The organism is Cytobacillus depressus (genome assembly GCF_008923245.1).
Taxonomy (GTDB): domain Bacteria; phylum Bacillota; class Bacilli; order Bacillales; family Cytobacillaceae; genus Cytobacillus; species Cytobacillus depressus.
The window spans coordinates 1-23,266 of record NZ_WBOS01000024.1; the positions used below are offsets into that span (position 1 = coordinate 1).

Consider the following 23,266-nt stretch of genomic DNA (forward strand, 5'->3'; position numbering starts at 1 on the left):
AACCTTAGGATTTCTCCACCAGTTGCCTGTCAGTTACTGAGCGTCTTGGCACTTACTCAGGTTGGACTTTCACCAACTAGCAATTAACGGCTTGCTGGGCACGCCTTCAATAAGAAAAAGCTATTCTCCTTCTTGAAGAATAGCCCCCGTTAGTTGGATTTCATCCAAATCTTCATTGGCTTGCATAAAGGATAATTATTTTTCTTACCATTTGTTACTACATTTATTTCCGTTATTTTTATATCCATCCCTAAACACATAGTCTGCACTTTTGACCGAGTTTCATCGTCCTGAAGTGGTAGCTAAAACCATAAAAAACCCACCGACTGCAAGGGCAAACATATAATAACCCATAAAGAATAGAACGAAAGAACCTACAAGTGACATTATCATTATTATCAGTAAGTTTTTTAAAGATATATTGACTTTCTAAGCCATTAATTTTTACAATTTTTATAAAGTTACAATTACACTTTCTCGTTATTGAATTCGTAACGTCTATATTTGACCATAGTTATAATTCCAAGAATAGGTCCAATCGCTAATATTGCAAAGACCCACTCCCAACCAACGATTCTCTGAATAATAGGGATTAGATTTATAGAAAAAATAGTAAATAGGAAACCAATACACATCTGAAAAGTTAGGGCTGTACCAACATACTCATCTTCGGCTTTTTCTGAAACTGCTGCAGAAAATTGGGCAGAATCAGATATGACGGACATCCCCCAAATAATGGAGATAATTAGAGTTAACCAAATAAATTGCCCAAATGTAAAACCTATTAATATCGAACAGATAGCACTGATAATCATAGAGATAATCGTTAAATTGGCTCTCCCGATTTTATCTGAGATTAGTCCACCGACAACACAACCAATCCCTCCTGCAATTCCTATTGAAGTAAAAGAGGATAATGCAATGAACCAATGAGGAATTTCTGGTGAATTGGTTAAAAAACTACTAGTCAAAAATGCGGGAAGCCATGTCCACATCGCATATAATTCCCACATATGGCCGAAGTAACCGTAGTTCGCAAACATTACTGGTTTATTCATCACTACTTTTTTTATTAATTTTAACGAGAATGGCACTCTTTTCGATTTTACTGGGGCATCTTCTAAAATAAACAAAACAACGATAGCTGATAATAAAGCCAATACTGAACTACAAATGATTACAAATTTCCAGCTTAATGAAGAAAAGAATACAACAACAAAATGTGGCAATGATGATCCTAATGTTAGTGCTGCAATTAAGATTCCAATCGCCAACCCACGTTTTTTAGGAAACCATTCGGATAAAATTTTTACAGCGATTGGGTAGATACCAGCGAGAGTTACTCCAGTTAATATTCTTAGTAAAATTCCGAAAAAACTAGAATCTATCAGAATTAGCAAAGCATTAAATATTGCACCTAGAAATGCTGAAATTGCCAAAACTTTTCGAGCATTAAAACGGTCAGCAACCCCAAAATATGAACTAAATAATGCTCCTATCACAAACCCAATAGGAACAGAAGCAGAAAGCCAAGCTTCCGAATTAGGGCTAAGATTCCAAATTTCAATTAGTTCGGGCGCAATCACTGATGCACTATACCATAAGCTCAAAGCACATAATTCTGATAATCCAATCCATAGCAATGCTCTCCAAGAACCTTGAATAATAATACCCCCCAAGTGAATTAGAACAACTGATTCCAACATCTAATGTAAAGTAGAGAGCAATGTCTTTTAGTGATGTCTTAGCTTTCTTAATAAGATATTTTCATTTCTTTTGTTGCAAAGTATGAGAAAAAATAACTACCTGTTATCACGATGGCACTTTAACTAACCTGCCCCTTTAGTTAAAGTATTCAACAAAAAGGGCATCAATCCCTTCTTGGATCACCCCTCCGTTAGCTTAACAACGAATGTATTACCAACTATGAATTTCAAAGCAGAAATATCCAAAAGTTCTTCTTTTAATCCCATATTATTCATCTTCTCCTTCTTCATCTAACTTGCAGCATTACTTTAAGTAGAAAAATTCACAAACTCTTCTAATATATAACATATATTTCCAATCCTCTTTAAAGCTTTATTCCATTAAATGGCCCTTTTCATAAAGAAAGACGCTTTCCATATTTCAGAAAAGCGCCCTTTAATGGAATCACAAAAAATGAAGATTGATGTAAATACGCTTCTTGAACTAAAGCCCTCGTTACTTTAAGTACAATATTTCACAATCTTTCCTGTGTATTAGGAATAAAGGCGACATTCATATTGGAAAACTATAAAAAATTTTGAAAAGACATAAGGAAGACCAAGCAAGGCGAGATTTATATACTCTATATAAATATAAAATAGAAAGAAGCATCCAAGTTGGTTCATTTGGATGCCTTTTGTCTACAACCTATGACGAACACCCATATGATGTTCGCCCGAGAATAATTATTTTTCAGTTGCTGTCATTCCCATTGCAATAGAAATTCTATTCCAACTGTTAATTTGATTAACTATTAGAACAAAGTCAACATACTGTTTTTCGTCATAGTATTCACGCACTCTTTGATAAAGCTCATCTGGAACACGTTTTGTCGGTATTAATGTCACATGCTCTGTCAACTCTAAAGCTACTTTTTCTGCTTCTGTATAGAATTCACACTCTTGCCAAGCACTAATACAATATATTCTTTGTTCAGTTTCACCCATTTTTCGAGCATCTGCTGTATGCATATTCAAACAATGTGCACAGCCGTTTATTTGAGAAGCCCGAATATTTATAAGATCACGAAGTTTACGGTCTATACCTGTAGTTTTCGTGTACTTCACCATTTCCATCATTATTTTATGTACTTCTGGTGGTGCTACCTTGTAAATATCAATTCGTTGTTCCAAATTAATTACCTCCTAAATATTTAATATCTTATTAAACTACCTAAAAAAATATTATCTAATCTGATTAATATCTCCTTCAAACTTATTCAACAAATCTGTTCTGTTACTTTAAGTACACAATTTCACAATCTCGCTTAAACTTTAACCTAGATATCTAGGTGTTGTTCAACAATATGGACCGATTGTTGAATAAAAATAAATGACCATTCTTATTTGCTAGCTCAATTAAATAATATTTGAACTGTATAATGCTTTGTTCATTCTTGAATGCCCGTTGATATACCTCCGGTAACTCTTGATAAATTTGTTCGATCGTGATATTCATCAGTTGATGTTCTTGTAGCATAATTAGTGTTTCTAAGACTTCTTCCAAAATAGTCTGGGTAATTCGTAGTTCCTCTTTGTATCTGGCTTCTTCTCGCGTAAGTACTTAATCCATTGCTGCAAATAACATTGTAAATATTGAAAATAAATCTATTAATAGATGCAATTTATGTGGAAATATAATCCATGATAAAAAAGATAAGTCATATTGCAACAAAGAAGATAACCTAGATTGTTATAGGTAACGGAGGAAATTTGATAAAAGAATAGAAAGAAAAAATAAAAGGGGGTAATTCCCCTTTTTCAAATATTATTATGGTTTGTAAGTTTAGAACATATTTTGGAATCTCCCCTTCCTTGCCCGGACTATAAACTCATGCAGTTTTGAAGATTGCTAGCATCTGTTTTTCTAGTACATGTGTGTGTCCTAAAGTATTGATAAATTAAGGTTTCTTGCTTTCTGTTGTTTCCATGTAATTTCTAATTTTAATAATTTTGGCACCAAGCATGGCACCAAAAACCAAATTTAATAGAACAAGGGGAATAATTTCAAAGATGTGACTAATAAAAAAAGCATATGGAAAGCTAGGTCACATTCTTAAATGTCATGTTCAATACGATCATTCGGAATGTTCCCTAAGCTTAGCCGATGGTTAAGAAGGTCTAAATCTCTAGTACTAAAGACTTTTTTGTCTTCTTTCAAAATAACAAAATATGCCTTTTGTCCAATTACAAAATTTTACAAATAAAACTATAATTATTCTATAACAGAATTAAAAATTAAAGGAGGATATTATGAAAAGGTTCCTATTGCTTGTTACCGTATTACTTGTTGCCTTGGGCACCGTTCAGTTCCCGGCAACAGCGCAGGAAACTTCAAAGAAGAATTATATCGTGGTGCTTAAATCGACTCAAACAGACAGTGCTTCAATACATACACTAAAGGAATTAGGCGCGGAAATCATTTTCGAGGCCCCTCAAATTGGAGTTGTCAATATCAGCTCGGATGACCCTTCTATTTTGCAGAAGCTTGAAGGAAACTCCAAGGTCCTTGCTGTAACAGAAGATGTGGACATCCGTACTTCTGATGGAGAAGCCGAGGCCTTGAACCTTCAGGAAGCTGAAAACGCAGTAAGTGCTCAGCCAGATTTATACGAACAATATCAATGGGATATTAAACGGGTGACTAGAAACGGTGAATCCTGGAACATCAATCCGGGAAATAAAGAGACACTTGTGGCCGTTATTGACACAGGAGTCGATTTTAGCCATCCGGATCTAAAAGATAATCTTGTGTTCGGTAAAGCATTTTTCCCAGGTGCGTTACCAGGCGATGAATTGAAGGATTCCGGCTCACACGGGACCCACGTTGCTGGAACGATTGCAGCAAATGGGAGAGTAAAGGGGGTAGGAACGGAACTCGCCATTGCTTCCTACCGTGTAGCAAACAACCAGGGCAGGATGAACTGGACCGGCATATTATCAGCAATCACCACGGCTGCTGACGATGGTTCAGTATCCGCGAACTTAAGCCTCGGTACGTATAGCATTATGAATAACAAACAGGATCGTGCACTCCACTTGTCCTCTCAAAGGGCCGTCCAGTATGCCCTTAAAAAAGGGATGCTGATTGTCGGCGCCAATGGCAACGACGGAATGGACCTTGGTAAACGGATGAAAACAGAAAAAGGAACCGGCAAGGTATACGATGGCCCGCTATTCGACACATTCACGAGTATTCCAGGCGTTGTCAGTGTATCGTCAACCACAAACCGTGACACTTTGGCATACTACTCAAATTATGGGTCATCGAATGTTCATATTGCTTCTCCAGGCGGAGACTACGGCCCTAACTGGCCAAATCCGGAGAATGATACATCCAAGCGTGATCTCGAAGCGAGGACACTTTCCACAATTCCGGTTTCACAAGGCTCATACGGCTGGAAAATCGGAACTAGTATGGCTGCACCTAAGGTCACAGCTGCTGCCGCTCTAGTGAAAGCGCAATTCCCTCAATTAACTGCACAACAGATTGCCACCCGTCTTCAGCAGACTGCAGAAGATTTAGGAAAACCAGGCCATGATGAATATTTTGGCCATGGGTTGGTCAATGTGTATAACGCATTGCAAAAAAAATAAAGGGTGTAAGGGCGTGTGTTTCGGCATACGTCTTTTTCCTGTTTTAAGTGTCCGCCTTTAAGAAGAGGGATTCATTTTTAGTAGCCATTTTCTTAATCTTGATAGGTTCGCTTCTTAGTGCAGGAGTTTTCTCCCTTCTGGCAGCGATTTCCCTTCAAGACCTCCTTTATTTATTTGCCAGCATTTTTTATGTTTTAGCTGTTACTGCCTTCAATATAATATTTGGTTGAATTCTTTATCCTATTGCAAAGAAAATAAGGATAAAGTTTCAATCTACTTAATTTGTTTCCGTTATGCGAAAAATCCTTGTTTACCATTGACAAGGATTTTTTATTGGTTGCTCAATTCTTCAACGGTATTTTCTATCTCTTCTTTAACAAAATGACGATCACTCATAATATTTCCCCCATTATGAAAACTTCCTCCCATGTTCCTAATATTTTAATATTCATTTATTTTGGGGAAAAGAATTGATAACACCTGCTCCCTTTTCCTAAAAAGATCCATTATCTTTCTCTATTTTGCCTGTCCATTATAAAAAGTGGACAAGTCTAATGAGGGGTAAATTTACCCCTATTCAATCTTTTATCCCTCTCAGAGCCTTTCTTTTAGGTTCTAGGTTGCTTTACGTCATAAAGTGAACACACAGACTCAACAATAAAATCACCCGCTTAACTGATGTAATCTGGAGCGGGTATTTATTTTACTGATAAATTTTGCATTTATTTCTGTTTCTTAATTATCTAGTTTTTTAAGTCTTTTTTTAAATTATCTATTGTATTAAGACTTAGTTAAATAAGAACAAGATCATTGAGATAATCCGTTTTATCATTTTTACTTTTTTCTGTTGAATAAGAAAAAAACACCACTAATAAAACGATACAGGTACGGACCCCATCGTACATTAGTGGTGCTTCCGCATATTTAGAGTTGCTTTAATATCTGAATTCATTATTAACTTTCTAAAAGATTCTTAGCAAGATACTCCCCTTGATTTATCCCACCAGGGATTGCAAACATGGCACTACCGATATGCTTTGTATATTCGTTTAACAAATCTACTTGTGAAAGCTTTTTTAACATTGGAATAAGCTGCACTTCTGGATTTTTTTGAAAACTAATAAATGCTAATCCTGCACTCATATGTCCTGTTGTTTGATCGATGCCATCTGTATAAGAATAGGCGCGTCTAAATATTTGTTGACCTGACTCTTTAGCAAGTCGAACGTGTGAGTTAGCTGGTAATTGACTCAAATCAACTGAATCATGTTCATTTACTCTTCCATATGCAGCACCGCTCATTTTTTTCCTTCCGAATGTGTCTTCCTGACTCTTTAAAGAAGTGCGGTCCCAAATCTCTAGTGTCATTAGAATTTTTCTGAAAGCCATATACGTACCGTTCTTCATCCATCCTGGTTCATCTTGGTCGGCCCATACAATTTCATTTAAAGATTTTTTATCATTATTATCAGGGTTTGCTGTACCATCTTTAAAACCGAATAAATTTCTTGGTGTTTTCCCATCTGCCTTATTCAAAAATCCTGATTGCATCCAAGCTATTTCCGCTACCCCATTAGAAGCCTTCATTAAATTGCGAATGGCATGAAAAGCAACTTGCTGATTATCAGCACACACTTGAATACAGATGTCCCCTTCCACAAATGGTTCTTGAATAGCATCACGAGGCATCAAAGGGATATCTTTTAAGTATTTTGGTTTTTGATTAGCAATCCCAAAACGATCAACCCCATTTTTCATAAAGAAAGTAGGGCCTAATCCAAATGTAATCGTTAGATTAGAGGACGTTAAATCTTCTGATTCTCCTGTATCGGCTGGTGGAAGAAAATCATTTGAAGAACTAGCTGTTTTAACGCTCCCTTTGCTTAATGCTTCACTAAGATTAGTCCATTCTTTAAAAAGCTTGATAATTTCCTGTTTATGATCTGTTATTAAATGAAGAGCAGCAATATACATATAATCCTGCTGTGGTGTATCAATTCCAGCTTGGTGCTCTCCATAAAAAGGTATGACATCATTATTTATTTTTTTATTTTCTTTACTAGACGGTTGAGCCAAAACATCTGACATTGCTGTAACAGCACCGAAACCACCTGCGCCTAATGCCACTCCTACACCAGCAATAGCAGACATTTTAAGAAGATCACGTCTTGAATATTTGTTAGAGGTTTTCTCAGAAGACATTATTCCTACTCCTCTCTACTGTAAAATTTTTGCTGTTTGTGCCATTAATTCAGATAGTACTCCTAATTTTTGGCTTATTTCGCGAATTTGTTCTTTTGTTAATTCGGTATATAACACATACTGTCCGTTCTTTTTATAAGAATTTAATATTGTTGTCATTTGATTAAAATGAAGATCTAATTTTGAAGCAAGTTCTTTATCATTTTCAATTAGGGCAGGGAGTATTGCATTGTATATTTCGAATGACCCTTCAACGTTTGCTCCTAAATCCATTAAATCGACATGTGAATACCGTTCTTCTTCACCAGTGATTTTTGAAATAGATGCTTCATTTATTAATGAAATAGAACCTGCAACGACCTCAGTAGGTCTAAGTTTTAAATTTTTTACTTCTTCTTGTAGTTGTAATACATCTTTATATAATTGGTCGGCAACACTTGCCATACTATCAAGTGGTTCATTTTCCCATAAAGCCTTTTCTATGCGATGGAAACCACCCCATTCTGAAGGGTCTACATCACCTTCACGAGCGTCAATTTTTGGATCAAGTTCTCCAAAGCTTTCAGCAATCGGTTCAATCCGTTCATAATGAGTACGGGCTTCAACATAAAGTTCTTTTGCTTTTTGTACATCCTTGGCTTTTACTGCATTAGTGAAATCCTGAGTGCTACTTACTAATTTACTAGTTTCATCAAGTACATATAGCTTATATTGCTCAACAGCTTTATCTAAAGCAGCCGTACTTTTTTCTTCGGTTTCTTTTGCATTTTCTAATTTTGTTAAAGCTTCATCTAGTGAAACCGCTAATTCCTTTATTTTTGCAAGGTCCGGTTTATCAGTAGAAGCCTCGGAATATAAAGGTATCATATATTTTTCAATCTCTGTATATAACAAAGGAAATGTTTCTCGAATATTACTTTCACCAGAAAGCCATTGATAATTTAATTGCTCGCTTGTTTTTTTAACTTTATCACTATTTTTATTAGATACCGCTTCATTAAAGGATTTTAATGAACTTTTCAATTCAGCAGCGATTGTTTTTATTTCATTATTCCCTTCTTCTTGAGTGACAGCTGATGATTTATCTGTTGTAGTCGTTTTATCCGTATTTGAACTGCATCCTGCAAGGGACGGGATGAGAAGAGAAGATGATAATAATGCAACCATTAAACGTTTATTATTTAACTTCATGAGTAGTGCCTCCATTTGTCTTAGATAATTTCTTTTTGTTAACATATTGATAAGTTAAAACACCTACAGCCATTAAACTGATTATTAACTGTGGCAATGTACTGTACCAAGAAGGATAAATACCAATAAACGAAACCGTAGGAATACTTTCATTTACTGCTGAGTTGATGAGACCAGAAAGCTGCAAACTATGAATTCCCGTTCCCATAAATTTAATACATAAATAGAATACGATAATACTTGAAACAAAGAAAAATGGCTTCAATGGCAGGAATGAACCTACTTTTAGCATTAAGATTCCAAAAATGACTAAAATACCAATTCCCACTACAATCCCCATTAAAAACTTCTCAATAGGCATTCGATTTACCATTCCAATAAGGAAGATGACTGTTTCCAATCCTTCCCTTAAAATGGCTAGGAAAGAAAGAACTGCAAATGAAATTAATTTTCCATTACTAATGGCTTTCTCTGTTTTTCCTTTGATGAAACTGTTCCAGTTTTTCATATTGGAATTTCTATGTAGCCAGTAACTTACATATAGCAGCATAATGCTAGCGATTACCCCAGACCAACCATTAATCAGAAAGTTATTTTCTCCAAAAGATATAGCTTTTAGAAAGTAGGTTACTAACAGTCCAATTAACATACTGACTAGTAATCCGGATATTGTACCTCCCCAAATCCACTTTCTACCGTTAGATACTGTTGCTTTCTTTGTGACGGCTAGGAGTGATCCAATGACTAAAAGTGCTTCTACTCCTTCTCTAATAGGTATAAGTGCTGCATCCCATATCCCATATGAGTCCTTTTGAAGTGGCTCAAGATCAGTAATCATTTGATCTAATATTTTACTAACTTTTGAGAAATTGTTTTGTTGGATATAGCCTTCTAATAAGACAAGATGTTTCTCAGAATTGTTATATATACTCTGGGACTGACTAACAACATCCCCCTCAACTCCTAACCAGTCTTTCCTTAGTTGTTGAACTTGTTCTATTGCTTGATTCATATCTTTATTGGAAATCGACTCTTTTGCATTTTTTAATAACGTAATATACGAAGACAAACTCATTTTTTCAATTTTATTGGGATGATCATTTAACGTATCATCTGAATAATCTTTTATTGTTTTTGTTAAAGAAGATATGTCTGTTAATGATTTATTTTTGTCCTCATTTAGTAGTGATATCGTTAATGCTGCTGTTTTGGATTCAATTTCACTGTAGCCAATAATCGAATCTGAACGAATATCATTTTTTAATTTCAAAAATTGATTTTTATAATCATTGAAAGACAAATTTGCCTTTTCTAAATCATCATTGCTCACATCTATTTCTACCTTTTCTAAAAGCGGAATAAGTGTTTTTATTGCATCTCTTGCAGTATTTTCTTCAGCAAACCCTATTGAAAATATACTAAGTGAAACGAGGTATAGAATGATAACCAGAATATTTACTCTCTTGAACAATTTGAGGCACCTCACATAAATGCAAATGAAAATCAATATCATTATTATCTTATGTAAAATATTTATTTGTCAATATCGTAGTTCTTTCCAAAGTTGAATACCTATATATTATTTAATTTCATTATTTCATAGATTACTCGTTTTACTTGTCTTCTTTATTTTGTGGCGAAAACGATGTGCTACTTACAATTTCAAGTTGTGGGCGTAAAACTATTAATGTCTTTTGACATAAAAATTCCTCCGTATGCCTGATATTTTAGTTGGCGAATCAAAAATCCTTTTGCCCCGAATACTAGGCTATAAACTTTTTGGAACCCTACGCCTAGCCTTTTCAACAAAAAAAATACCCAAAGCGGTAGAGAAAATCCGATAATAATCTATTTCTGCTGATTTAAAAAAATAATTATATTTTTGTACCTTAGAGAAAAAATTCCATGTAACTTAATTGATAAAAAGTTGCATTCGTTTTATTAAAAATAATAGACTTGTTCTCTTCCTCCCTGCTACGCTATTTTTTATCATTTTATGTTACATTCAAAAGCGCTATTTTAATTGACTTTATAGGGTACCAACAGCAAAAACGCATATCTACAACGTAAAAGAAATAAAGAAATAAAAAAATAAAAAGCCAAATTTCTCAATTTAAATGCTGAGAAATTTGGCTTTATCGTTACTCCATTAAAGCGCCCTTTAGTGGAGTTAGAAAGGCTTTAAGATATTATCCAATTAATTAAGTAACTGAAGAAGAATTAAAACAATTATCCAACTTAATACGGTAATGCCTTAAAAAGAATTTCTAATTTTATTTCGTGTATCTTTAGTAAGGCTCTTTAAGTATCGGCGAGTTACTAACCCAATTGACCATGCAACAATAATGTTTAAAGCTAGAATAGTTATAAACCTTACATTAGGGATTGTATCACTAAATGCAGTTATAATTAAATCGTTTAAACCAAAATATAAAAGTAAAATAAGTGCTATTCCGTAACCACTTAAAAACCATAGGCTATTTTTATTTTTAGTCATTATGTCCCTCCCTATAATTATAATAATATTACACTTTTCAACTATCCTCCCCGTTACTTTAAGTACATTTCTTCACAATATCTTCCTAATTTTAGCATAATACCGTAACTGTTCCTCCACAATCTGGCACTTTCCATGAAGAAAAACGCTTTCCTTATTTCAGAAAAGCGCGCGTTTAAGGCAAAACAAAAGATTATAAAAAGACATGGTGTTGGTTGCTTCAAATAGTAATTGAGAATAAATCAAAGCATTGTTCATCTTATGAAAGAGAATAGTAATTAGGCTTAGAGATACTTTCTTCAACTAACGATGCACATCGTTTCATTTTGTTTTTCAATGTTTAAACTCCAAACTGTTTAAAATGATGGTCAAGATGCTTGTATATTCCTTTACCCCATTGCTCAGAAGTAAGTTCTCCAAAAAAAGGATGCGGATGAGATGTGCACTTCTCTGGTCCGTTATTTTGGAAAGTGATAATTTTTTGTTTAAGCTTTTCTTTTTCTGTCTCAAATTCTCTATCATCTGCAATCAAAATGGTTGGAATAGTAGACATATTATGGGGCAATGCCTTGTCATTGTAAATGATTTGTTTTGCAAACCTCCCTACTATTATTCCTAACCAACTCCTTGGTGGAAAAGAATTTCCCATTGCAATGTCTTGAAAAGATGAACAATGCGCTAGCATTTGGGCAACATCCATTTTTCCCCATTGTGGTTGTGAATTTGGACTCAATTTGTCAATACGCTTTAAAACTTCTGCTGTATGCATATGATTAAAAATATTTTTCATTAGTGCCTATCCCCTTTAATTATAATGAGTCAACCTTCTTAACTTATTTGGCCCGCGGTATTAACTTAATCCCTACTTTATCGGAACCAATACAATCTAAACGTGAAGTAACAATAAGGTCGTTTAATTTTGAAGTATCAAACTCGCATAGTACCTTAATTCTTGCAATAAAAAGTTTGGCGATAGCTTTATTATTTAAGAATTTTGCTTAATCGTATCTTCTACATAATTAAGAAAATTACTGTATATACATCCCGATACAGTAATTTTGCAATGCCTTTTAAATCATCTTTTTTCAATTTTGCTCTAATTAAGAAACCAAGCATAGGATGGCTTTTCTCCTTTATCAATTTTCTCTTAATGCAGCCATGCTAATTAAAACTCTGATTTCCCAAACCTACCCCTTAAATAATAAAGACGCGTTCCTAAATAAACGTGCCCTTTTATTGAATAAGCTGCTCTTTATTGCACGTTTTACAGAACAGTTCACACGGGAAACATTCGCCTTATTCCCATTTGTTTACTATGATTAAACCTAAATGCTCTTCCCATATTTCATTACTCTGCATGAATCTATTTCTTTTATTAACTAATAATAAGCAAATGAAAACAGTTTGTCCCAAAATCCTAAAGAAAGTAAATAATTCGCTTAAATAATGAATTACTATTTCAATTTTAATGGAAGTGATGTTTAAGTCATGTTTAACAATAATAAAAAAGCGAATAGCTTTGTCCTTTACTTATATTATTTATTCATCCTGCTTTTACTATTTTTTATGTATGGCTTTAGTGATGCCAATGCCGGGGCCTATATATACACTGAATTTTAAAAGTGGAGGTGTTTTCTAATGAGAATGTTATCTATTATAAAGGATTTTGCATTCACACAACCAGAAGCAGTGGCATTTATTTCACCAAACAAGAAAATTACATATGGTGAACTTTGGCGGAAGTCGGAACAAGTATCCACGTATTTATTAAAACAAAACATGAGGCCAGACTCACCGATTATAGTTTATGGCCACATGGAACCAGAGATGCTTGTCTCTTTTTTGGGAAGTGTAAAGTCTGGACATGCCTATATTCCTATTGATCTTTCGGTTCCATTGGAAAGAATCGAACGAATCATCAAAAGTTCTCAGGCAGAAATCATAATAAATGCTTCTGGAAGTCCATTGAACTTTGAAAGTTCATCTATTCTAAATATTACTATGGATGATATAGAAATATTTCCTTCCGTATTGAAAGAAGTAGAACAAGAATATTGGGTAAAAGAAGACGAAAATTTTTATATTATCTATACTTCCGGAAGTACTGGCAATCCAAAGGGTGTTCAAATTTCAGCCAATAATCTTCAAAGTTTTATTGATTGGATGGTAGAAGACTTCCCAATTAAAGGAGGATTTTGCTTTTTAAATCAAGCGCCATTCTCCTTTGATCTCTCGGTAATGGATCTTTACCCCTGCCTTGCAACAGGAGGAAGTCTCTATGCTATTACAAAAGAGATGATCGCTAAACCCAAAATGTTGTTTGAAGCCTTAATACAATCAAACATTCAGGTTTGGACTTCTACCCCATCATTTGTGCAAATGTGCTTAATGGATCCATCTTTTAATCAAGAATTGCTTCCGGAATTAACGGTTTTCTTATTTTGCGGCGAGATTTTAACCGTACCTATTTCCCAGCAATTGATGGAACGATTTCCAATGGCAAAGGTTTATAATACATATGGTCCAACTGAAGCGACAGTTGCGGTCACATATGTGGAAATAACGAAAGAAATTCTCAACCAGTATTCACCCCTCCCAATTGGAAGAGCAAAAAAAGATACGAAGTTGTTGTTGCTTAATGAAGAAGGGCAAGAGGTTCCAGAGGGAGAGAAGGGGGAAATCATTATAGTCGGCCCTAGTGTCAGCAAAGGATATTTGGGCCAAGCAGAACTAACAGAAAAATCATTTTACAGTATCAATGGTGAACAAGCCTATAGAACTGGTGATGAAGGCATAATGGAAAAGGATCTGCTTTTCTATAAGGGCAGGATTGATTTTCAAATTAAATTACATGGGTACCGCATGGAGTTAGAAGAGATTGAACAGCATATAGCCAATTCAAATTATGTCAAAACGGTTATGGTTATTCCCGTTTATAAAGAGGACAAGATAGAATATTTAACAGCTGCCATTGTTCCTGCTAAACATGAATTTGAAAGGGAATATCAGCTAACAGGTGCAATAAAAAAAGACCTTGTCGATAAACTTCCAGCTTATATGATTCCGAGAAAGTTTGTATGTTTTCAAGAGCTACCTATGACTCCTAATGGAAAAATTGACCGAAAGCGTATTAAAGAAAAGGTACTGCTATGACACCATATGGTTCATTTCTGTTCTTTATTATCACAGCCATTCTTTTAGCACCAACTGTCATCCTTGGTCTAAATGGGAAACAATTTCGGACCTATAATCTATTCGTAACGCTAATCTTTCTGGCACTAATCTTTTCATCAAATTTGCGAGAAACCTATGCGCTAATCTTTTTTACGATTTGGCAAGTGTTATTAATAAAAGGCTATATTGCCTATCGGAAAAAAGCTAACAGCGGGGTCGTTTTTTGTTTAGCTGTCATTCTTTCGCTGATCCCGCTTCTAATATCTAAATTATCACCCTATCTATTCATTCAAAATTTGTGGGGATTTCTTGGTATATCGTATCTTACATTTAAAGGCGTTCAAATGATTATGGAAACTAGGGATGGATTAATTAAAAACCAGATTCCGATTGTCCGCTTGCTGTATTTTATTCTTTTCTTCCCAACAATCTCTTCTGGACCGATTGATCGGTACCGCAGGTTTGAAAAGGATGTAAATGAAGATATCCCCTGTGAAAGATATAAGCTTTTTCTGTACGAAGGAATCAATAATATCTTTCTCGGTTTTCTTTATAAATTCATCATTGGATATTCCATTAATCACTATATCATCGTCAAACTTGGATTGATTACACATAGCGCTTTCCAACATCATCTTTTTTATATGTATGCATATAGTTTTTATTTATTTTTTGACTTTGCAGGATATAGTGCTTTTGCAATTGGAATCAGCTATATTATGGGAGTTAAAACTCCGGAAAACTTTAATAAACCCTTTATCAGCCGAAATATAAAGGACTTTTGGAATCGTTGGCATATGACACTTTCTTTTTGGTTTAGAGATTATGTGTTTATGCGGTTTGTCTATTGGATTCATAAGAAAAAATGGATTAAAAATCGTCAAATCATTTCTAATTCAGGTTATATCTTGTTGTTTCTATTAATGGGATTTTGGCATGGGCTAGAAATTCAGTATATTCTTTACGGAATATACCACGCCTTATTAATGGTTGTATATAATTCGTTTGAACAAGTTAATAAAAGACGCAAATGGTGGCCGCAAAATAAATTTACTCATATTGTATCTGTTGTCATCACGTTCCACTTAATATGCTTTGGATTCTATATTTTTTCAGGATACTTTATTCATAAGGGAGTATGATTCAAATGACATTTACCGATCAAGTTATCGCATTAGTAGCAGAAGTTTGCCAAGACGATATCATTAAGGATGATCCAAATATTGATTTATTTGATGCCGGGCTCCTTGATTCCTTCGGGACTGTAGAACTGCTTGTCCTAATAGAAGAACGTTTTGGGATTAACGTACCTATTACTGAATTTGATCGTGAGACTTGGGCTACACCTCGTAAAATTGCTGAGCGATTAGCTGATTTTAAATGAAAAAGGCTTTATTTTCACCAATGATTTTTGCTTTTCTTACCCTTTTTATTCTGATTATTATTCCAAATAGCTGGGTTGAACGTATCATTCCGGAACAAAGGGTAAGTGAAGCCGCAACAGAATTAAATCCATTTATGTTTCAAGGAAAATATGTTCAAACGAAAATGCTACAGGATGATCGTTACTTGCCAATATATGGCTCTTCAGAATTAGCTAGGCTTGATCGGTTTCATCCAGCCAATTATTTCGTAGAAAATGATGATGGGTTCACTCCTTTTCTCATTGGACGCGGGGGATCAATATCATTAATTCATTTTCTCAACTTTGCTGAGCATATCGACCAACTTAAAGGAAAGAAACTTGTATTTATCTTATCTCCACAGTGGTTTAAACCTCATGGGGCCGATCTATCACACTTCGTTCCAAACTTTTCGATTCTTCAGGGATATGATCTTGCTTTTAACAATAAGATTGACCCCGAGGTAAAAAAGATGGCGATTAAACGATTGTTACAATTTAAGCCAGTGAAGGATGATTTCATGCTTACAGCCCTGTATAAAGCGGAAATTTCTAATAACCCTTCGGATAAGAGAAAAGCAGCTCTGACTCGTCCATTTGCCTATATATATAGATCGATCCTCGAGAAAAAAGATTTGTATTACACCTTGTTAGGTGGGATTCCCCGCAAACGGGATATCAGTCCGAAGGTACAGGATAAATCCTGGGAGGAACTAAAACATCAAGCAAACTTAATAGGTAAGCAGGATTCGACAAATAATCGCTTTTTCATCATTGATTCTAAATACAATCATATTAAACATCTCGTGCCTTCTTTGAAAGATACAAAAATAGGTGCTTCATACGGAAAATCTGTTGAATATCTAGATTTTCAGCTTGTACTTGATCTTTTAAAACAATCAGAGGCAAAGCCACTATTCATTTCGGTTCCGGTCAATGGGACTTGGTACGATTATACCGGTTTTCCAAAGCAAGGTCGAACGGCTTATTACAAACGGATTAAACAGCAGATTGAGGCACACGGTTTTCCGATAGCTGATTTTTCCGACCACGAATACGATCCTTATTTTATGAAGGATACCATTCATATTGGTTGGAAAGGCTGGGTATATGTAGACAAAGCAATTAAAGATTTTTACGATGCAAATTAAGCATTTGAGTAGTGGCTATTTTTACATCCCCTCAAAAGAGAAGGTTTTCAAAATGAAAAAGCCCGATTCCTAACTAAAGTGTACCCTTTGTAAAGGACAAAAAAAAGCCTAGGAAATTTTAAGAAGATGATCTCTGTATTGAACAGGGGTCAGCTTCTTTAAATTCCACTGGTATCTATAGTTATTGTAATAAGTCATATATTGTTTAATTTCTTTTCTTAACTCATCTAGACTTGTACATGCTTTAATAGAGGACTCGTCTTTAAGATGGCCGAAAAATGATTCCTGTTTCGTCATTCAAACAATCTCGTCCTTAACATTAAGAAAGAACGTAATTCTTGCTGCAGAATGGCGCCCTTAAATGGGAGATCGTTTCAAAGACGTCATTAAGAAAAATCGTTAGTTTATTAAATCTTTAGCTTTATCGCTCTAGTAGCAATAAAAGTCTTAATATACTTGTCTAAAATCCTTGTTCCACCAAAATCATCTTCATAAAAACCTGAAATAACAAACCCGGCATGAATTTGTCCTTGGATTTGGTCTTCCAATGTATGTGCATATTCTATTGTTTGGCTGGAATTGATGTAATCTTGCACTTCATTCTCTGGCAAGTAATCCAATGTCGAAGAAGGTATGGAATGTTTAACATCAAGAATACCTTTTCTTTCTTGATTATCATCAAAAATCCATAGTAAAGGATTAGTAAAACCAACAATCAAAATACCTCTATTTTTTAACACTCTTGATACTTCATTCCATACAGGATGAACATCTTTGACAAATAAATTAGAAACGGGGTTAACAATAATATCAAAATATTCATCTTCAAAATCACTAAGGTCTGACATATCCCCTTGTAATGTTTTTAAAGTTAATCCATCACGTTTCGCTACATTTTCATCTTGTTCTAATTGCTTTTTAGATATATCAGTAACTGTTACATCTGCCCCAGCCGCAGCTAAAACGGGTCCTTGCTGTCCACCACCGGAGGCTAAACAAAGTATTTTTAATCCATCTAAAGTTTCTGGAAACCAATCTCTAGGAACTGACTTTTCGGTTGTAACAGTGATTTCCCATTCACCAGATTTACTTTTTTCAATAATTTCACTGCTTACAGATCGAGTATATCTTGAACCATCTTCAACCTTTTTATCCCAAGCGTTACTATTATGTTTTGTTATATCCATTGTAAGTCCTCCTTCTCCCAAACTTATAGGCTGCATTTAAATAAAACATTAGCAACTATTGATGTGTCATCTGCTTAAAGTATACTGTCCCTCGTGAAAAATTCCCTCAACAATCTGGCCCGTTTAAGGAATAGTGGTAAAAACTATGTCTAGAATGTTACACCGCTTAACTGCCAGTCAAGCGGTGTAACACTATGGTTACTTTAACTGTCCCAAACATTATTCCATACAAAAACGAAAATTCTTAATTTACGGGTTTTCTCCAAACGACTCCTCTTCGCTCATATTCCATTCGATGTTCAACTGCAGCTGCTATCTCAGCTCCTGAAAACCTCTCAATAATCCATAATCCTAGATCAATTCCTGAAGTAACTCCCCTAGATGTGATTACACTACCTTCATCAACAATTCGATATCCTAAGTAATCAGCTCCGTATCTAGGAAGTTCATCTTTCGCAAGGTAATGCATAGCAACTCTCTGGTCTTTTAAAATACCTGAAGCAGCAATCAACATGCCACCTGTACAAACCCCGCACACGATCGTACCTTCGTCATGCATAGCCGAGATGATCTGCGTTAACTCCCCCTTCTCCGCCTCCTGTCTGGCCCCGTGTTGGGCTTTATGGTTCCAGCCACCGCCAGGGATGATTAACAAATCTGGTCTGTTGTCTAAACGTAAAAAATCATGGACCGTCACTTGAACGCCAAAAGATGCGACGACTTCTTTTTGAGACCGACTTGCGACTAATTCAATCTCGAATGGAGCTCCTGCCTCGATTCCTCGCTTTAAAACTTCATAAGGTGCCAAAGCGACAAGTTCCCCAAATCCTTCAAATAATACAATTTGTATCTTCACCCTCATACTCTCCTTTAAAACCTCAAACACGATAACCCCATTCTACTTTTTTAGACGGGGTTAAAATTAGTTGTTTAATTTTTGATGTGCAAAATTTTTTCGCACTTAAAAATATAACAATAAAGTTGTTTAAATCTAAGGGGTTAATCCACAATCGCGCCCTTTAATTGAATAACTAAAACATGATCTCAATCTTAAAATCATTTTAAAATCAATTAATTTGTCTTTGGGTTAGCACCCTTTCGTAATATAGGGGTTAGTAATTTTAAATACTTTTTTGTGTTATAATTAAGTAAACACTATTGTGAATATTCAAATATATATTGCGTTACAAATAATAAGTTATAAAGGAGTGATTTTGTGAAAAAATTGATATTTATTTCAGTTCTCTTATTATCACTTCTCTTTGGTTGCAAAGGCTATAAAGAAACAACTTTTGACCCATCTAAATTAAATATAATTAATACTGCTTGGGATGAGCAGGGGAATGAAACATACATCAAATATGAAGCACCATCTGTAAAAGATGGCATAGAAGCGCTACCATTTAATATAAAATTACCCAAGACGATACCTATTGAAACTGATGGTTATAAACCTATTATTATAGATGATTTAGAAAATGACGGAAAAAAGTTATTGATCACTTTTCGCGCTTATTCGAAAGTAGAGAATCCGGATCATCCGATAATTTTTAAAATCAGAGTATACAATTTCAATATATTCCCAAGCTAACCCAAATATTATGATGAAGTGAAATTAAAAAATGGTGTTATTGGTAAATACTCGTCAACAAATCTTTATTTTCAAATAGATGATATTGAATATCATATTCATATTTTTGGTTTACCTGATGATGAGAGTTCTCGAGAGGAGTTAATCAATATCGCCAATCAAATGATTTAAATTATTAAATTTAAGAACCTAATAATTAAATGGAATAAATGCCCGTGGGACTTGCCTCCGTCCTTTTTCGCGCAACAAAGTTTAATTAGTGTTACTCCACAATCTGGCCCTTTTCATGAAGAAAGACGCTTTCCTTATTTCAGAAAAGCGCCCGATTGTTGAATATTGTTATTGAAGTAAAGCACGCGTTAGTTGAACAAGAAAAAATGGCGGCCGATAAGACAACTATATCTTGAACCAACATATAGTGAGTAAAACGACTTCAGCTGGGTAGTATATGTTTGGGATGGTGTGCTTTCATCATCAGCATATTCCCCATTAATAAACAAGGAAGTGAATAGATGAATCAGAGTAACGAACACAATAACTTTGGTGGAAATGTAGAAGAAAGTGGCAACAATCAAGCTGGTAGTAATGCTAATCAAGATGCGAGTGACTTTGGTGAAGCAGCAGGAGCTTTTAATGGAGCCGTTGCGGGTGCTATGATAGGTGCTCCATTTGGACTAATTGGTACTGTAATAGGCGGTGTTTCAGGCGGTGCTATTGGTAACCAGATCGTAGAGGGGGCTGAAGTCGATGACAATACAGCTTCCACAAATGGTGATGAGAGCAATAATAACTCTATAAATAAGTAGCAGGCACTTTACAAAAATGTATTAGTGTTAATCTCACCAAAAAAGGACAGTCAAAAAGACAGTCAAAAAGACAGTCTTTTTTTTCACTAAAGCACCCGTTAGTTGAATAAGAAAAGCAATTCTACTAAAGAATCGTACATACTTATGATACGGTTCACCGTAATGTAGTTAGTTTCCATTTTGCTATATATATCCTTACCAGCGAATCATCGCTATTTTCACCCAGACAACGTATAATAAGAGAGGCAGAAGAAGAAGAATTCATTTTTTCTCTAGTTAAAAAAAGAGGTGCAATTATTTGAAACAGTTTGAAACAGCATTACCTGAGCAGTTTGAAACATTAAAAAAACAGGCCAATTATACGTCTAGCTGGCGAGAGCGTTTAGACGCAGTCGAAATGTTATCGGCTTATCAACATGACAAAATCATAGATTTATTAAAAAATCGTATGCAGCATGATACTGTCAACAAGGTGCAATTAGCAGCCTATGAAGCACTTTCGGCGTTTGGCGAGGACGTAGAGAAGCCATCACCTGCACGTTTTGATATTATCAAAGGCACAGACAAAATTTTTCTACGGGTGAAAAAGAGCTTGCCGAAGGACCATACAGTGGCAGACTTTGCGGATAAGCTAAAACGTATGCGTTTAGATGTCTTTGATGCGTATGAAGGCGACAAAGGTATACAATTTATGAACTGGTTAGAGGAACGTTGGGCAAAACTGTAATCAGTAGTTTGGCGATTCATGAAGGAAAGTCATTCTCTCCGCATGTGGAGGGGATGGCTTTTTCTTATCTTACGGTACGGTTCATCGAAACTAATATTAAATTGTATTACTTCTTTTCTTTGATCATCTATCTTTATTGTTTAATGATAAAACAAACACCTTATTAAACTAAACTGCCCCGTTACTTTAAGTACAAAGTTTCACAAACTCACCTAAACTTTCACCTAGATATCTAGGTGTTATTCAACAATCTGGCCCTTTTATGAAAAAAGGACGCAAAACCTTATTCCGGATATGCGCCCGTTTGTTTAACTTTTGTATCACATCATATAGTGAGTAAAGAAGATTTCTTTTCAATCACAGCTTTTATAGTTGATACACTTTGTTCGGTTGATTGATTTGTTGTGTCAATAATATTGTATTCATAGATACCCAAATTGTTAAATTGCTCCCACATTTTTTCTACCAATTCTATGTTGGCATCTTCGTCCAATTTGGAACGATTGATTGCTCGTTTCATTGTTTCTTCCTTAGTCGCTCTTAAGATAATGTAATGTACTTCATAATTATCTTGTACGACTTTTAACCACGGCTTTATGAACCAAGGACCAACAATTCCATCTATAATCACATCGTACCCACCACATGCAAAACGTTTTGCAACTTCCAAAAAAGCTTCAATAACAATTAAGTTTTGTTCTTGTGATTCCGGTAAAAATGGAGGTATTGCCCCCTTTTGAATATAGTGATAAAAATCATCCGTGTGCATATGTACTGACTTTGATAAGTTAGACTCTTTAGCAACAATAGATGCCGTTGTACTTTTACCAGTCCCTGGTGAACCGGTAATGATAATAATTCTGCCTTGTTTCATAAATATTCTTCTCATTTCTATTATTCTTCTTTTCACATTAATACATTTTCTATTTCGGGACGCTACCCCAATGGGCCATGTTCAATTAAATGGCCCTTTTCATGAAGAAAGAAACTTTCCTTATTTCAGAAAAGCGCCCGATTGTTGAGTATCTAAAAAGGAATATATAGTTTTTACTAAGGCCATCTACAAATATTTTACTTTAATTACGATAATCCTCATTTATCAAAACGCTGTTACTATTTTAGGAATTGGATTAATAAACCGATCACTCATGGAAAGTTTTATCATCGCTAATCCTTGTATGGGTGCAAAATAGTAAAATGCCATATCTGTAGCACTTCCATGTTTAAACTGACCAAGTTCTTGACCTTTTTCAGTTACTTTTTTACGTATTTCAAAGACAAAAAATTATTGATTCCAATTTTCTTAGCCCTAATTTCTGGAAGAGGCTTTCTTTTGTACTCTTCAAATCCCAATTTGTTATATAATTCATTGCCGAAGTATTCGTATCCGCAACCTCTTCAATGACATAATCATTGTACGGAGTGTTTTCAATGATATGCTTTATAATTTGAGATGCTACACCCTGTCCTCTAAATTCTGAAGCTGTTCCAACAAACTCAATCGACCCTGTATTGGGAGGGAATTCTTCAAAAGGCGCTTCAAATTCCTTCTTTAGAAGGATCCCTGCCATGCTTCCCTTGAAAAATCCTAGATGCTTCCTTAATTCCTTTTTATTTAATCGAACCGATCTATCGGCACCATCCGTGCATGCTGTCATTCCAGCAATTTTATTATTAGCTATCGCTACATAAAATTGATTCAAAACAAACATATGAGCAAAAGCTTTTGCAATTTTATTTTTATCCTTTGAAAAAAAAACGAGCCATTGTGAGAACCCTTCCGAAAAAATCTCAGACATTTGTTTCCTCACATCAAAATCCACTTTATCTGCTTTCACAATGGTAAATTTATAATTCTCAGATTCCATATATTATATTACTCCCTTTTAATGAATGAATATATTAACTGAAGACTACGGTGTCAATGCTATTCCACAATCTGGCCCAATTCATGAATAGGGGCTTCTTGCTCAAGAAATGCGCCCTTTTCTGGAAC

20 protein-coding genes and 1 pseudogene are annotated in these 23,266 nt (G+C 34.9%); 9 read left to right on the forward strand and 12 right to left on the reverse strand.

Features of this window, described 5'->3' with window-relative positions:
• Positions 1–467: 467 nt before the first annotated feature.
• Both F7731_RS24125 and F7731_RS24130 read right to left on the reverse strand, forming a co-directional pair.
• Complete coding sequence (locus F7731_RS24125) at positions 468–1,667, reverse strand: MFS transporter (protein WP_151537393.1); 1,200 nt, start codon at positions 1,665–1,667, stop codon at positions 468–470.
• A gap of 765 nt (positions 1,668–2,432) precedes the next feature.
• Positions 2,433–2,879, reverse strand: a complete 447-nt coding sequence (locus F7731_RS24130; protein WP_151537350.1) for a carboxymuconolactone decarboxylase family protein — start codon at positions 2,877–2,879, stop codon at positions 2,433–2,435.
• Between the two features lie 1,119 nt (positions 2,880–3,998).
• Here F7731_RS24130 and F7731_RS24135 point away from each other — a divergent pair.
• A complete protein-coding gene (locus F7731_RS24135; RefSeq protein ID WP_151537351.1) occupies positions 3,999–5,342 on the forward strand; it encodes a S8 family serine peptidase in 1,344 nt (447 codons plus the stop codon).
• A gap of 954 nt (positions 5,343–6,296) precedes the next feature.
• On the opposite strand, the gene efeB is transcribed toward F7731_RS24135, so the two are convergent.
• From efeB to F7731_RS24160, 5 genes are all read right to left on the reverse strand, one after another.
• Positions 6,297–7,544, reverse strand: coding sequence for an iron uptake transporter deferrochelatase/peroxidase subunit (efeB, locus tag F7731_RS24140; RefSeq protein ID WP_151537352.1), 1,248 nt, complete (start codon positions 7,542–7,544; stop codon positions 6,297–6,299).
• Between the two features lie 15 nt (positions 7,545–7,559).
• Positions 7,560–8,735, reverse strand: a complete 1,176-nt coding sequence (gene efeO, locus F7731_RS24145; RefSeq protein ID WP_170289795.1) for an iron uptake system protein EfeO — start codon at positions 8,733–8,735, stop codon at positions 7,560–7,562.
• Positions 8,722–10,206, reverse strand: coding sequence for an FTR1 family iron permease (locus F7731_RS24150; RefSeq protein ID WP_246197425.1), 1,485 nt, complete (start codon positions 10,204–10,206; stop codon positions 8,722–8,724). The genes efeO and F7731_RS24150 overlap by 14 nt, the downstream gene beginning before the upstream one ends.
• A gap of 783 nt (positions 10,207–10,989) precedes the next feature.
• Positions 10,990–11,232 (reverse strand): hypothetical protein, encoded by a 243-nt coding sequence (locus F7731_RS24155; RefSeq protein ID WP_151537355.1) that lies wholly within the window; start codon positions 11,230–11,232, stop codon positions 10,990–10,992.
• 340 nt (positions 11,233–11,572) lie between these two features.
• Positions 11,573–12,022, reverse strand: a complete 450-nt coding sequence (locus F7731_RS24160) for a DUF1569 domain-containing protein (protein WP_151537356.1) — start codon at positions 12,020–12,022, stop codon at positions 11,573–11,575.
• A gap of 698 nt (positions 12,023–12,720) precedes the next feature.
• On the opposite strand from F7731_RS24160, the gene dltX reads away from it, so the two are divergent.
• Genes dltX through dltD form a run of 5 tightly spaced genes read left to right on the forward strand, consistent with a single transcriptional unit; the run spans position 12,721 to position 16,959 of the window.
• On the forward strand, positions 12,721–12,852 hold the full coding sequence (gene dltX, locus F7731_RS24165) for a teichoic acid D-Ala incorporation-associated protein DltX (protein WP_151537357.1): 132 nt from the start codon (positions 12,721–12,723) through the stop codon (positions 12,850–12,852).
• 18 nt (positions 12,853–12,870) lie between these two features.
• The gene (gene dltA, locus F7731_RS24170; RefSeq protein ID WP_151537358.1) at positions 12,871–14,385 is read left to right on the forward strand and encodes a D-alanine--poly(phosphoribitol) ligase subunit DltA; all 1,515 of its coding nucleotides are present in this window, start codon (positions 12,871–12,873) and stop codon (positions 14,383–14,385) included.
• Positions 14,382–15,548, forward strand: a complete 1,167-nt coding sequence (gene dltB, locus F7731_RS24175) for a D-alanyl-lipoteichoic acid biosynthesis protein DltB (protein ID WP_151537359.1) — start codon at positions 14,382–14,384, stop codon at positions 15,546–15,548. Before dltA ends, dltB begins: the two co-directional genes overlap by 4 nt.
• A 5-nt stretch (positions 15,549–15,553) precedes the next feature.
• A complete protein-coding gene (gene dltC, locus F7731_RS24180) occupies positions 15,554–15,790 on the forward strand; it encodes a D-alanine--poly(phosphoribitol) ligase subunit DltC (RefSeq protein WP_151537360.1) in 237 nt (78 codons plus the stop codon).
• Positions 15,787–16,959 carry a D-alanyl-lipoteichoic acid biosynthesis protein DltD gene (dltD, locus tag F7731_RS24185; RefSeq protein WP_151537361.1) on the forward strand — a complete coding sequence of 391 codons (1,173 nt, stop codon included), beginning with the start codon at positions 15,787–15,789 and terminating at the stop codon, positions 16,957–16,959. Before dltC ends, dltD begins: the two co-directional genes overlap by 4 nt.
• A 108-nt stretch (positions 16,960–17,067) precedes the next feature.
• Here the strand turns inward: dltD and F7731_RS24190 are convergent.
• The 3 genes and pseudogenes from F7731_RS24190 to F7731_RS24200 all read right to left on the reverse strand — a co-directional run.
• Positions 17,068–17,247, reverse strand: a pseudogene (locus F7731_RS24190) (IS3 family transposase); the annotation flags it as partial.
• 119 nt (positions 17,248–17,366) lie between these two features.
• Positions 17,367–18,146: a class I SAM-dependent methyltransferase gene (locus F7731_RS24195; RefSeq protein WP_151537362.1), complete on the reverse strand. Its 780-nt coding sequence runs from the start codon at positions 18,144–18,146 to the stop codon at positions 17,367–17,369.
• 244 nt (positions 18,147–18,390) lie between these two features.
• Positions 18,391–19,002: a DJ-1/PfpI family protein gene (locus F7731_RS24200; RefSeq protein WP_151537363.1), complete on the reverse strand. Its 612-nt coding sequence runs from the start codon at positions 19,000–19,002 to the stop codon at positions 18,391–18,393.
• A gap of 360 nt (positions 19,003–19,362) precedes the next feature.
• Between F7731_RS24200 and F7731_RS24205 the strand changes: the two genes are divergently transcribed.
• The 3 genes from F7731_RS24205 to F7731_RS24215 all read left to right on the forward strand — a co-directional run bounded on the left by F7731_RS24205 (position 19,363) and on the right by F7731_RS24215 (position 21,270).
• Positions 19,363–19,737: a hypothetical protein gene (locus tag F7731_RS24205; protein ID WP_151537364.1), complete on the forward strand. Its 375-nt coding sequence runs from the start codon at positions 19,363–19,365 to the stop codon at positions 19,735–19,737.
• Positions 19,738–20,249: 512 nt separating this feature from the next.
• Positions 20,250–20,543 (forward strand): tape measure protein, encoded by a 294-nt coding sequence (locus tag F7731_RS24210; RefSeq protein ID WP_151537365.1) that lies wholly within the window; start codon positions 20,250–20,252, stop codon positions 20,541–20,543.
• 298 nt (positions 20,544–20,841) lie between these two features.
• Positions 20,842–21,270 (forward strand): HEAT repeat domain-containing protein, encoded by a 429-nt coding sequence (locus F7731_RS24215; protein ID WP_151537366.1) that lies wholly within the window; start codon positions 20,842–20,844, stop codon positions 21,268–21,270.
• Between the two features lie 325 nt (positions 21,271–21,595).
• On the opposite strand, the gene F7731_RS24220 is transcribed toward F7731_RS24215, so the two are convergent.
• A complete protein-coding gene (locus tag F7731_RS24220) occupies positions 21,596–22,144 on the reverse strand; it encodes a P-loop nucleotide/nucleoside kinase family protein (protein ID WP_151537367.1) in 549 nt (182 codons plus the stop codon).
• Positions 22,145–22,541: 397 nt separating this feature from the next.
• The gene (locus F7731_RS24225) at positions 22,542–23,138 is read right to left on the reverse strand and encodes a GNAT family N-acetyltransferase (protein ID WP_343032875.1); all 597 of its coding nucleotides are present in this window, start codon (positions 23,136–23,138) and stop codon (positions 22,542–22,544) included.
• Positions 23,139–23,266 lie beyond the last annotated feature (128 nt).

Excerpts from the sequence above, each read along its gene's own strand:
- F7731_RS24195 (WP_151537362.1), bottom strand. The coding sequence starts at position 18,146 with ATGGATATAACAAAACATAATAGTAACGCTTGGGATAAAAAGGTTGAA.
- dltD (WP_151537361.1), top strand. The coding sequence starts at position 15,787 with ATGAAAAAGGCTTTATTTTCACCAATGATTTTTGCTTTTCTTACCCTT.
- F7731_RS24135 (WP_151537351.1), top strand. The coding sequence starts at position 3,999 with ATGAAAAGGTTCCTATTGCTTGTTACCGTATTACTTGTTGCCTTGGGC.
- efeB (WP_151537352.1), bottom strand. The coding sequence starts at position 7,544 with ATGTCTTCTGAGAAAACCTCTAACAAATATTCAAGACGTGATCTTCTT.
- F7731_RS24225 (WP_343032875.1), bottom strand. The coding sequence starts at position 23,138 with ATGGAATCTGAGAATTATAAATTTACCATTGTGAAAGCAGATAAAGTG.
- efeO (WP_170289795.1), bottom strand. The coding sequence starts at position 8,735 with ATGAAGTTAAATAATAAACGTTTAATGGTTGCATTATTATCATCTTCT.
- dltA (WP_151537358.1), top strand. The coding sequence starts at position 12,871 with ATGAGAATGTTATCTATTATAAAGGATTTTGCATTCACACAACCAGAA.
- F7731_RS24160 (WP_151537356.1), bottom strand. The coding sequence starts at position 12,022 with ATGAAAAATATTTTTAATCATATGCATACAGCAGAAGTTTTAAAGCGT.
- dltC (WP_151537360.1), top strand. The coding sequence starts at position 15,554 with ATGACATTTACCGATCAAGTTATCGCATTAGTAGCAGAAGTTTGCCAA.
- F7731_RS24220 (WP_151537367.1), bottom strand. The coding sequence starts at position 22,144 with ATGAAACAAGGCAGAATTATTATCATTACCGGTTCACCAGGGACTGGT.
- F7731_RS24210 (WP_151537365.1), top strand. The coding sequence starts at position 20,250 with ATGAATCAGAGTAACGAACACAATAACTTTGGTGGAAATGTAGAAGAA.
- dltB (WP_151537359.1), top strand. The coding sequence starts at position 14,382 with ATGACACCATATGGTTCATTTCTGTTCTTTATTATCACAGCCATTCTT.
- dltX (WP_151537357.1), top strand. The coding sequence starts at position 12,721 with ATGTTTAACAATAATAAAAAAGCGAATAGCTTTGTCCTTTACTTATAT.
- F7731_RS24155 (WP_151537355.1), bottom strand. The coding sequence starts at position 11,232 with ATGACTAAAAATAAAAATAGCCTATGGTTTTTAAGTGGTTACGGAATA.